Annotated in this window: 5 protein-coding genes, 2 tRNA genes and 3 rRNA genes; all 10 read right to left on the bottom strand. The window is 46.4% G+C overall.

Annotated elements, in window-relative coordinates; translation table 11 throughout:
* Positions 1 to 10: 10 nt before the first annotated feature.
* Positions 11 to 793 (bottom strand): ABC transporter ATP-binding protein, encoded by a 783-nt coding sequence (locus tag ACINK7_RS00750; protein WP_404359138.1) that lies wholly within the window; start codon positions 791 to 793, stop codon positions 11 to 13.
* Positions 790 to 1,926 carry an MlaE family ABC transporter permease gene (locus tag ACINK7_RS00745; protein WP_404359136.1) on the bottom strand — a complete coding sequence of 379 codons (1,137 nt, stop codon included), beginning with the start codon at positions 1,924 to 1,926 and terminating at the stop codon, positions 790 to 792. The genes ACINK7_RS00750 and ACINK7_RS00745 overlap by 4 nt, the downstream gene beginning before the upstream one ends.
* Before the next feature lie 222 nt (positions 1,927 to 2,148).
* Positions 2,149 to 2,264 (bottom strand): 5S ribosomal RNA (gene rrf, locus ACINK7_RS00740).
* A gap of 283 nt (positions 2,265 to 2,547) precedes the next feature.
* Positions 2,548 to 5,726, bottom strand: a 23S ribosomal RNA gene (locus ACINK7_RS00735).
* Positions 5,727 to 6,089: 363 nt separating this feature from the next.
* Positions 6,090 to 6,165 (bottom strand) — tRNA-Ala (locus ACINK7_RS00730).
* 71 nt (positions 6,166 to 6,236) lie between these two features.
* Positions 6,237 to 6,313: transfer RNA gene (locus ACINK7_RS00725), tRNA-Ile, on the bottom strand.
* 67 nt (positions 6,314 to 6,380) lie between these two features.
* A 16S ribosomal RNA gene (locus ACINK7_RS00720) occupies positions 6,381 to 7,915 on the bottom strand.
* The 16S, 23S and 5S rRNA genes sit together here with 2 tRNA genes alongside, the layout of an rRNA operon.
* Positions 7,916 to 8,413: 498 nt before the next feature.
* On the bottom strand, positions 8,414 to 10,189 hold the full coding sequence (msbA, locus tag ACINK7_RS00715) for a lipid A export permease/ATP-binding protein MsbA (protein ID WP_404359135.1): 1,776 nt from the start codon (positions 10,187 to 10,189) through the stop codon (positions 8,414 to 8,416).
* 536 nt (positions 10,190 to 10,725) lie between these two features.
* Positions 10,726 to 11,298, bottom strand: coding sequence for a YceI family protein (locus tag ACINK7_RS00710; RefSeq protein ID WP_404359134.1), 573 nt, complete (start codon positions 11,296 to 11,298; stop codon positions 10,726 to 10,728).
* Between the two features lie 283 nt (positions 11,299 to 11,581).
* On the bottom strand, positions 11,582 to 12,367 hold the full coding sequence (locus ACINK7_RS00705) for a hypothetical protein (RefSeq protein ID WP_404359133.1): 786 nt from the start codon (positions 12,365 to 12,367) through the stop codon (positions 11,582 to 11,584).
* Between the last annotated feature and the right edge of the window lie 7 nt (positions 12,368 to 12,374).

Raw genomic sequence — 12,374 nt, 5'->3', positions numbered from 1 at the left:
GTGCGTATCTCTACCCAAAACAATGCTCTCTATTCATAAAAACTTTCTCAGCGTACTTATTATGAAAAAATTGTCTCGCAAAAGTATGGCTACACTTTAGCGCGACTTCTAACGGACCGTATGCAATTAATTTTTTTTCCGCTAACACAGCAACTTTGGTACACAAATCATTCAAAACGTTTAAATCATGGGTGACCATAACAACCGTAAAACCCAAGTCATGATGAAGCTCGCACAATAGATCCACAAATCCTTGACTCGCAATGGGATCAAGACCGGATGTCGGCTCATCAAGAAATAATAACGTCGGCTCTAAAATCAAGGCCCTGGCAAGAGCCACTCTTTTAACCATACCTCCAGAAAGCTCCGCTGGCATGAGCACCTCGTCCTTCGCAGATAAGCCAACCATCGCTAATTTTAAAGCAACCAAATGAGTTATCCATTCGAAATCCTTGACACCAATTTCCCGCAACGGAAACGCAATATTATCGAAAACATTTAACGAACTAAATAAAGCGCCTTTTTGAAACAATACACCACACTGACTTAACATCAGACCTGACATATTTCCGGACTCATAATCTAAGGTCTGCCCCATTACCGTAACACGTCCTTTGGTCGGAGCCTGCAATCCGATCATTTCACGCATCAATGTCGTTTTTCCGCTTCCAGATGCCCCGACCAAGCCGAGAATTTCCGTTTTTGACAAACTGAAACTGATATTTTCGTGAATTACGTTGTCACCAAATTGGGTCCAAATGTTTTCCATGTGGATTGCATTGACATCATTCATGGCATTCCCGTTCCCATAAATAAAATTGCAAATATCGCATCCACCATGATCACCACAGTAATTGAAGCGACAACGGAATTGGTCGTTTCATTCCCTAAACTTTCCGAATTGGGTTTAATATGAAATCCATAGTGACAGGCTATCATTCCTATTAACATGCCGAATACCGAGGCCTTGCCCACTCCAATAAATACATTAACCAAAGGTACGGAATCAGGTAGTCTCTGCACAAACTGTTGCATACTTATATCGAGCGTGTGCCAAGCCGACACAATACCACCTAAAAGAGCGGCCGCATTAGTCCATACCGTCAATAACGGTAACGTTACGGTTAACGCGACTACTATTGGAAAAATGATTCGTAGCGAATGCGAAATTCCCATCGAGGACAATGCATCTAACTCTTCTGCAACGCGCATGATTCCTATTTGGGCGGTTAACGCAGATCCTGATCGGCCTGCTACTAAAATAGCCGCTAACAAAGGCCCCAACTCTCGAATTATACTCATCCCCAAAATATTGATAATGTAGATTTCCGCACCGAAGGCTTGCAGCTGTAGTGCGGACAAATAACTGAGAACAATACCAATCAAAAAGCCAACTAACGCTGTGATGCCAAGCGCCTTTACACCGGAACTATATATAGTCATTGATATTTCCGGCCAAGGTATTTTGTTCGGTGATCTGAATAGATATGCTGTGTCGAGCAATAATTGGCCAAGCAAAATAATTCCACTAAATACATGCCTATAGAAAGCCAAAATGACTTTATTTCCGTCCTTGAAAATTTGTACTAAACTTTTCTGTGCTTCTTCCGGCCGTGCATAGCTAAAGGTTTTCCAGCGATCGAATAAGCGCTTATGCTCCGGCCTCATTTGCACTTGATTTGGAAACTCTCCCCTCCAGGCTTGCCATATTAGCCAAGCTCCCGCACTATCGAGCGCATCGACCTCATCAAGGCGCCATATACAATCCGAATTAAATTGCAGTCCTTTAAGCTCTCGAGTAATAGCTGGACTTTCGTTGATTGCTAATAAGTTCCATGAACCTTTGAGATTAATTGAGGGTAAGCTATTTTTCTGCTCAATTTGCAACACCGGTTTAGCGATAAGCTTATTTTTTAACGAGGCCATCAATGTATTTTTCCATTGTTATAAGTAAATACAACTATTCGACCATTCTATAGCAATTTGGTTTTCGTCCATGAATCAATTAGCTTTATTGACTAGCCCATCCAATTACAAACCTAACTGTGAGGGTACGCTACGCGTACCTAATGGATGCCATCCTTTTGCAAAACCTTAGGGCAAAAAAAAGCCCGTGTTGAGTGATCAACACGGGCTTTTGGGATAAGCGCCTGGCAATTCCCTACTTTCACATGGCAAAGTGCCACACTATCATCGGCGCTAAGCGGTTTCACTTCCGAGTTCGGGATGGGATCGGGTGGGACACGCTCGCTATGGTCACCAGGCAAACCGGTTACAGCAGGTTCAAGGTTTCAGCGGCCAGGTTAGAGGATTTTTTCTTTAACCCTAATTCGGCTTTGCTGTTGAGCCTACTCAAAACTCTTTAATTCAGGTGTTTTCAGTTTTATCGGGTTGTTGGTTTCTGTCGCTTAGCCTTTGGCCTTGCGCCTTTCACCTTGAACCTTTCTTTTTTCACCTGTTTTTTTGGAAATCTGTACACGTTTTTCGTTCTCTCGCTTTAGCGATTGTCGGCCTTAACACCGTCGGTGCAAACCGATTGGGTGTTATATGGTCAAGCCTCACGGGCAATTAGTATCAGTTAGCTTCAACCATTACTGGCCTTCCACACCTGACCTATCAACCTGATCGTCTCTCAGGGCCCTTCAGGGGACTCACGGTCCCAGTGAGATCTCATCTTGGGAGAGGCTTCCCGCTTAGATGCTTTCAGCGGTTATCCCGTCCGAACATAGCTACCCGGCAATGCCATTGGCATGACAACCGGAACACCAGAGGTTCGTCCACTCCGGTCCTCTCGTACTAGGAGCAGCTTCCCTCAAATCTCAAACGCCCACGGCAGATAGGGACCGAACTGTCTCACGACGTTCTGAACCCAGCTCGCGTACCACTTTAAATGGCGAACAGCCATACCCTTAGGACCTGCTTCAGCCCTAGGATGTGATGAGCCGACATCGAGGTGCCAAACACCGCCGTCGATATGAACTCTTGGGCGGTATCAGCCTGTTATCCCCGGAGTACCTTTTATCCGTTGAGCGATGGCCCTTCCATTCAGAACCACCGGATCACTAAGACCTACTTTCGTACCTGCTCGACTTGTCCGTCTCGCAGTCAAGCGTGCTTTTGCCTTTACACTCATCGCATGATTTCCGACCATGCTGAGCACACCTTCGTGCTCCTCCGTTACTCTTTGGGAGGAGACCGCCCCAGTCAAACTACCCACCAGACACTGTCCCCAATCCCGATAAGGGACCTAGGTTAGAACTTCAAACATACCAGGGTGGTATTTCAAGGTCGGCTCCACACCAACTGGCGTTGATGCTTCACAGCCTCCCACCTATCCTACACAAATAGGTTCAAAGTCCAGTGTCAAGCTATAGTAAAGGTTCACGGGGTCTTTCCGTCTAGCCGCGGGTACACTGCATCTTCACAGCGATTTCAATTTCACTGAGTCTCGGGTGGAGACAGTGTGGCCATCGTTACGCCATTCGTGCAGGTCGGAACTTACCCGACAAGGAATTTCGCTACCTTAGGACCGTTATAGTTACGGCCGCCGTTTACCGGGGCTTCGATCAAGAGCTTCTCGTGAGATAACCCCATCAATTAACCTTCCGGCACCGGGCAGGCGTCACACCCTATACGTCCTCTTTCGAGTTTGCAGAGTGCTATGTTTTTGCTAAACAGTCGCAGCCACCAGTTTAATGCTACCCTCTTCAGCTCCATCCGCAAGGGACTTCACCTAACAAGGGCGTACCTTCTCCCGAAGTTACGGTACCATTTTGCCTAGTTCCTTCACCCGAGTTCTCTCAAGCGCCTTAGAATTCTCATCCCACCCACCTGTGTCGGTTTAGGGTACGGCCGCAGGTAACCTGAAGCTTAGAGGTTTTTCTTGGAAGCAGGGCATCAATCACTTCGTCTCCCCTAAGGGATACTCGTCATCACGTCTCAGAATTATGGAACCGGATTTGCCTAATTCCACTCCCTACTCGCTTAAACTGCCTATTCCAACAGACAGCTGACCTAGCCTTCTCCGTCACCCCATCGCAGTTACCTCCGGTACAGGAATATTAACCTGTTTTCCATCGACTACGCCTTTCGGCCTCGCCTTAGGTGCCGACTAACCCTGCGTCGATTAGCGTTGCGCAGGAAACCTTGGGTTTTCGGCGTGGGGGTTTTTCACCCCCATTATCGTTACTCATGTCAGCATTCGCACTTCTGATACCTCCAGCCGACTTCTCAATCGACCTTCGCAGGCGTACAGAACGCTCCTCTACCACCCTACTTACGTAGGATCCGTAGCTTCGGTACTATGCTTAGCCCCGGTGAATCTTCCGCGCAAGCCGACTCGACCAGTGAGCTATTACGCTTTCTTTAAAGGATGGCTGCTTCTAAGCCAACCTCCTGGCTGTCTGGGCCTTCTCACATCGTTTCCCACTGAGCATAGATTTGGGGACCTTAGCTGACGGTCTGGGCTGTTTCCCTTTTCACGACGGACCTTATCACCCGCCGTGTGTCTCCCGTGCTCGCACTTGTTGGTATTCGGAGTTTGCATCGGGTTGGTAAGTCGAGATGACCCCCTAGCCGAAACAGTGCTCTACCCCCAACAGTGATACACGAGGCGCTACCTAAATAGCTTTCGAGGAGAACCAGCTATCTCCGGGCTTGATTAGCCTTTCACTCCGATCCACAACTCATCCGAATCCTTTTCAACGGATCCCGGTTCGGTCCTCCAGTTGGTATTACCCAACCTTCAACCTGGTCATGGATAGATCGCCCGGTTTCGGGTCTAATCCCAGCGACTATGACGCCCTATTCAGACTCGCTTTCGCTACGCCTCCCCTAGTCGGTTAAGCTTGCCACTGAGATTAAGTCGCTGACCCATTATACAAAAGGTACGCAGTCATCCCGCCCCTAAATTACTCTAAGGTGGGTTTGATTCGGTCCATTAATTTACGCTTTGCACTGCCGTGATGCTTGATACGATATTCTCGCTGCCTCGCTCCACTTAATGTTAAAAACGCTTCGTAATAAACCACTCGCCACTGATTGCTTTTAGTTGCTATATTTTTACCTGCATTATGCGAGTTAATTCGCTCTTTCAGGTTACTCGTGCAGCCAAAGTAAAACTTTTCTTTATCTTCAATTGCTTGTAAGACATAAAAGTAATGCATTTGTTTTTCCTAAAGTAATTTAGGGGCGGGACTCCTACTGCTTGTACGCATACGGTTTCAGGTTCTATTTCACTCCGATCTCCTCGGTTCTTTTCGCCTTTCCCTCACGGTACTGGTTCACTATCGGTCGATAAGGAGTATTTAGCCTTGGAGGATGGTCCCCCCATGTTCAGACAAGGTTTCACGTGCCCCGTCCTACTCGTTTTCATCCAGCTCCAGTTTTCGTGTACTGGGCTATCACCGTCTATGGCTGCTCTTTCCAGGGCATTCCACTAACTGGGGCTGGACTTAAGGGCTGGTCCCCGTTCGCTCGCCGCTACTAAGGGAATCTCGGTTGATTTCTTTTCCTCCGGGTACTTAGATGTTTCAGTTCCCCGGGTTCGCCTCCTTAAGCTATGTATTCACTTAAGGATAATCAGGTTGTCCTGATTGGGTTGCCCCATTCGGAAATCCGCGGATCAAAGTTAGTTTGCAAACTCCCCGCGGCTTATCGCATGCTACTACGTCCTTCGTCGCCTCTTATCGCCTAGGCATCCACCGTATGCGCTTATTCACTTGACCATATAACCCCAATCAGTCTGACCGCTCTCGCACTACCTTTCGGTATGCTAAATTCGGTTCAGAACGCTGGCGTTATCTGTCAGCTGACATTTTCGCTTTCTGCTTGAGAACTCATTCACTTCACGTCCGGTTTGCTTTCGCTTTCCTTCCGCCTTCGCCTTGCGGCGCTAACGTTGTTAAGCTTGACTCTACCGGCTGTGTCGGTGAATTTGTTTTTCGTGTACCTTCTCGGTTTAAATTGCTTTAAACGCTGAAGTTACAGTGTACAGATTTCCAAGTTGTTAAAGAGCTATTACTGACGTTGTTTCCGTCACCAATGCTATACAGTCTGTTTAAGCTTACGCCGTTCAAACTGTATAGCATTGGTGGAGCCAGGGAGGATCGAACTCCCGACCTCCTGCGTGCAAGGCAGGCGCTCTCCCAGCTGAGCTATGGCCCCTTTGGGGTTCGTGCAAACTAAACACTGCTAGCTTGACGGGTGGTCCTTCCGCTTCTAGGCTTGCGCCGCGTTGGTGGGCCTGGGAGGATTTGAACCTCCGACCTCACCCTTATCAGGGGTGCGCTCTAACCAACTGAGCTACAGGCCCAGGCTCGTGACGTCTTCGATCAAAATAATTTGTTGTGGGTACTTATGACGAACGCTTGCTGTCTTTGTAAGGAGGTGATCCAGCCCCAGGTTCCCCTAGGGCTACCTTGTTACGACTTCACCCCAGTCATGAATCACAAAGTGGTAAGCGCCCTCCCGAAGGTTAAACTACCTACTTCTTTTGCAACCCACTCCCATGGTGTGACGGGCGGTGTGTACAAGGCCCGGGAACGTATTCACCGCGACATTCTGATTCGCGATTACTAGCGATTCCGACTTCATGCAGTCGAGTTGCAGACTGCAATCCGGACTAGGACCGGCTTTCTGGGATTTGCTGACTTTCGCAAGTTCGCTGCCCTCTGTACCGGCCATTGTAGCACGTGTGTAGCCCTACCCATAAGGGCCATGATGACTTGACGTCGTCCCCACCTTCCTCCGGTTTATCACCGGCAGTCTCCCTAGAGTTCCCACCATGACGTGCTGGCAACTAAGGATAAGGGTTGCGCTCGTTACGGGACTTAACCCAACATCTCACGACACGAGCTGACGACAGCCATGCAGCACCTGTCTCAGAGTTCCCGAAGGCACTCTACGATCTCTCACAGATTCTCTGGATGTCAAGGGTAGGTAAGGTTCTTCGCGTTGCATCGAATTAAACCACATGCTCCACCGCTTGTGCGGGCCCCCGTCAATTCATTTGAGTTTTAACCTTGCGGCCGTACTCCCCAGGCGGTCAACTTAATGCGTTAGCTGCACCACTAAGTCTTAATAAAGACCCAACGGCTAGTTGACATCGTTTACGGCGTGGACTACCAGGGTATCTAATCCTGTTTGCTACCCACGCTTTCGTACCTCAGCGTCAGTTTTAGGCCAGAGAGCCGCCTTCGCCACTGGTGTTCCTTCCGATCTCTACGCATTTCACCGCTACACCGGAAATTCCACTCTCCTCTCCTAAACTCTAGCTGCCCAGTATCAAATGCCGTTCCCAGGTTAAGCCCGGGGCTTTCACATCTGACTTAAACAGCCGCCTACGCACGCTTTACGCCCAGTAATTCCGATTAACGCTCGCACCCTCCGTATTACCGCGGCTGCTGGCACGGAGTTAGCCGGTGCTTCTTCTATAGGTAATGTCAAGGCATCAGCTATTAACCAACGCTTTTTCCTCCCTATTGAAAGTGCTTTACAACCCTCAGGCCTTCTTCACACACGCGGTATTGCTGGATCAGGCTTGCGCCCATTGTCCAATATTCCCCACTGCTGCCTCCCGTAGGAGTCTGGGCCGTGTCTCAGTCCCAGTGTGGCTGATCGTCCTCTCAGACCAGCTATGGATCGTCGCCTTGGTAGGCCTTTACCCTACCAACTAGCTAATCCAACGCAGGCTCATCTGATAGCGCGAGGTCCGAAGATCCCCCGCTTTCCCCCGTAGGGCGTATGCGGTATTAGCTCGGATTTCTCCGAGTTGTCCCCCACTACCAGGCAGATTCCTACGCGTTACTCACCCGTCCGCCACTCGTCGGCTCCCGAAGGACCGTTACCGTTCGACTTGCATGTGTTAAGCATACCGCCAGCGTTCAATCTGAGCCATGATCAAACTCTTCAGTTTAATATGGTTTGTGACTAAATAAGATCAGTCACCAATCTTGGCTCGACTAAGAATTAAACGTAAACTGCTTGAATTAACGTGTTGTTCTTGCGTCGAATAGCTTTAACCGCTAAGCTATTCGCCACAAGCACCCACACAAATTATTTTGATCTGCTTGTTAAAGAGCTGGAAGAACTTTCTCTCCCGTTGAGCCCGCCTATTATACAGAGGCTAAACTCAATGTCAAACTTTATTTTCAATCTCTTTCCCCGTCATTCCGCTGCTTCGCGGCGGGAAAGACGAGCATTATACAGCACCTTCTCAACTCGTCAAGAATTTATTTTCCTTATGTCAATTTATAACCATCGTAGATCAAAATTCGGCCCGAGGTGTCTGACAAGGCCTTTGGCCAACATAGAGCTGGCATAGAGCCTACAGGAACGTATTCACGCCGTCCTTTGACGGACACCTCGCCTCCTCCTCGGGGTCTACCGAAATTTGAAGCGCGAAAGGCACACTTTATCCGGCCAAATTGGTCTCGCCATTGAACTGCATGTCGTATAGCCTGGCATAGAGCCCATTCTTTGCAAGCAATTCCTTGTGGCTGCCCTGTTCTACTATTTGACCATTATCCATTACAAGAATTACATCGGCATTCTCTATAGTAGACAAACGGTGGGCCACCACTATTGTGGACCTATTTATAAGAATGTTCTGCAATGCCTTTTGAATATACCGTTCTGATTCGGTATCGAGAGCAGAAGTGGCTTCATCTAGGATCAAAACCGGCGCATTTTTCAATAAAGCTCTCGCTAATGCTAATCGCTGTTTTTGTCCTCCAGATAACTTGACGCCATTTTCTCCGATTTCGGTTTGCAAACTCTTCGGCATTTTTTGGATGAATTTCATCGCATAGGCATCTTTTGCCGCTTGCTCCACGCTTTCCAAAGACACCCCTTGCAAAGCGCCATAAGCAATATTATTCGCTACCGTATCGTTAAACAATGTGACTTGTTGGGTTACTACTGCAATTTGTCGCCTTAAGTTTTCCAACTTATAAGCAGTTATGTCTACACCATCAAGAAGGATTTGACCCGATGAATATTCGTAAAATCTTGGCAATAAATTAATCAGCGTGCTCTTGCCTCCTCCCGAAGCACCAACTAAAGCTACAGTCTGTCCTGGCTCAACCGTAAAACTAATTCCTTTTAATGCCTCGCTCTCCGCTCCCTGGTATTTAAATCGTACGTTTTTAAATTCAATTTTTCCGCTACAATGCTTTGGCTCATATTCACCAGAATCATTCTCGACTGGCTCATCTAATATGGCAAACAAGGACTCGGCCGCCACCACTCCTTTTTGTATTTTTGAATTAGCATCGCTCAATTGCCTAATGGGGCGCGGCAAAAGAAAAGCGGCTGTTAAAAACGCAACAAATTCACCCGCAGTAGCCTCTTGCATTAGAGTCAAAGACAAATACATTAAACCAGCCAAGGCAATAGAAATAATTAGTTGCAGCAATGGCCCATGTAACGCAGATGTTGCCGCAAGTTTTAATGATTGTCGACGATGAAATTGGCTACTAATCTTAAATCTATTTTTTTCATATTCTTCGCCTCCATAACTCCTCACAATTCGATGCCCACTGACCAGCTCAGACGTTATGTGCGTCAAATTACCTATCGAATTTTGAATATCTTTACTCAATAAGCGTAATCTTTTACTCACATACTTGACCAACCACACTATAAATGGCGTGACTGACAAAAATGCTAATGTCAGCAACCAGTTCATATAAAACAAATACAGCACTAGGCCAAGCGCAGTCAATCCTTCCTTAATTACGATTTGTACCGAGTCTGTCGTTGCCTGCGTCACCTCTCCAACATTATGCGTGATCCTAGACATCATGTAACCGCTGTTGTTTGAATCGAAATAATTCGTAGGCAACCTCGTATAATGATTAAATATTTCACACCTCAATGCATGAACGATACTTGTAGACACTTTGGCAATGAAATAATTACCAAGATAAGATCCGGTTCCTCTTAATAATATCAAGCCGATAAAGAGCAAGGGCATTAAACCGACATCTTCTCTCGAGCCGCTCTGTAACGAATCGATGATGTGTTTTAAGATTGCCGCAAATAAAGGTTGTGTCGCCGCATATATCAAGAAACCGATTATGCTGAAAAAAAACCAGCTTCTATAGGGGCGAACATAACTCAGTAATCTTTTATAAACTAGATAACCGGTCTTTGTTTTGTTCTTTTTTTTTGACTTAAAAATTTTCATGATCCCACAGTCTAATTCGTAACGAAACGAACCGGCCGATTAACTGATTAATTTATATTTAGCCCTGTTCTCTTTTATTTATCTGAAAGCAGGCTCAAGATTTAGTTTTTGTCGCCCTTTCGCTCAAAAATTGACAACTTCCCAACTTACTCCCTTTTGATCGAAAACCCGTCTAAGAATAAAAGGTATGAGATCTGTCTATACCTTTCGCACTTCAAATTTCGGCAGCGACTAAGGAAGCACCGGGTTTCTCGGCAAAGGCTTTGCCAGCATGGGGCTGGCATAGAGCCTATATGGACATATTTATGGCGTCCTTTGACGCGCGCCCCGGGGCCGAATTTTGATCCACGATGAGTATAGGTAATTTAGGTGTTAGACGAATTCATTCATACAAACTTGCGGCAACCTGAATACCATGGATAAGTGATTGCAGATTTTGCATGACGGAATTATAAACACTTTCCCGATAAACATCAGACGCTTAAACCTCAATAACCAAGAAGAGAGCCGTGCAAACAAATCTATTGAAAAATTTTTTATTGTAAATTGTAAACAAGACTCAACGTGACGGGCACCGCTCCGGTAATGCTCTGCAAATTAACGATTTCGCGTAACTTTTCAACTCCCGCCTGCAAACCGAACCATTCGGTATTCATGATAATCGGCTCGACAGTTGTCACCGAGACTTGAGAATTAGTTAACTTAATAATTCTTAAATTAGCATCCATTGAACGCTCAACACCGTGCAATTTAAGATTCGCGGTTACGGGCAGGTCCATCATTTGTCCGGCCTTTAACGAATCCAACTTAGTCTTATCAAATTTCAGCTCAACTAACGCTTCCGGAAAACGTTCAATTTGAAATAAAAACTCCTTCATGCGTTCATTTCTGATCAGCACACCGGTTTCGACACTATTTAACTGAATAACTAGTCTCGCCACACCTTTATCGCTTAACGATCCAGACATTTTATTGAACGTATGTTTCTCGGTAACGCTTGCATTTTTGGTAGTGAGAAAACTTAATGACGATAATTTTTGATTTAAGACCCAATCGGCAAACGCCGTTGGCGCAAACAATACCAACACAATTAATGCTAATTTTTTCATTTTCAACCTCGGTTTAAAACCCAAACAATGCAAAAAACACGCGACGATTTCATGCGCCAATAATTCAACCCAAACTTATTTGTAGAAGCTCAGTAAAAATTGGCATGATTTTTAACTCTTATAACTCAATTTTTAAACCCTAGGCACAACATTTTTTAAGACTGGGTCTAGTGACATGAAAAAACTTTTTGTTTGCACATTACCAACCAAATTTTGGTGCCTAAATTTGATCAACGGTATAACAACATTCACGATAAAGAATTTTTGCTCACCTATACTCTATCTATTCATCCGCCGATTGATAAGCGGCGACTCGGCTTCGCCCTATAATAGGCAACCAAGTAGATACATTTGTTAACCCTTTCATAACCGGCGCAGCCCCACCCATTGCAACCGCATCGACCAAACAATACCAAGCAGCCACTCCGCTCGGCGGGTTTCCTTGCGGAAGACTCAATACAGGATCAATAGAAGCCCAAGTCCAAGTTCCGGAAGCCGTCCCAATTAACTCTAACCAAGTTGTAATAAAAAATGCAGCCAGATACACCAGCGGAGAACGTCCTTTGAATAAATAGCCTAAAAATATACAAAACAACAGTGCCCCTACAGAGTCGCCCTGCGCAGCCAGGCCACTGATGCCCCAAATCGACCAAAGCCCACAAACTACGACGACGAATAGCGCAATCATTCGCGCATACCGCATAAAGAATCCGGAACGCGCCAATGCAACGGCAGTCAAGTAAACCATACCATGACCTGGGGGAACATAGGCCGGCACATTTTCAAAACGATAGGTATATCCTCCCATATAAGGGGACGCAAAATGCTCGCCGACTGTCGCAAATGCTACGGCAATAATAACTTGCATCCTTACTTCACTAGACTCGCCCAACAACAAACCTATGAGAAAAACCCATCCGCACACCCCCAATGCATTTTGTTTTTCCAAGGTAGCGTTAGCATCAACGACCAAACAAACAGCCACACAAAAAAATGTAAATCCTGCAATAAAATAGTCGCGAGGTCTATGCTCGTAAGCAATACCCGGCTCCGGAAAATGTCTTAACATCAAACTT

It is taken from the genome of Methylotuvimicrobium sp. KM1 (genome assembly GCF_044788715.1).
Classification (GTDB): domain Bacteria; phylum Pseudomonadota; class Gammaproteobacteria; order Methylococcales; family Methylomonadaceae; genus Methylotuvimicrobium.
This window is presented reverse-complemented; position numbering and strand designations above follow the sequence as displayed.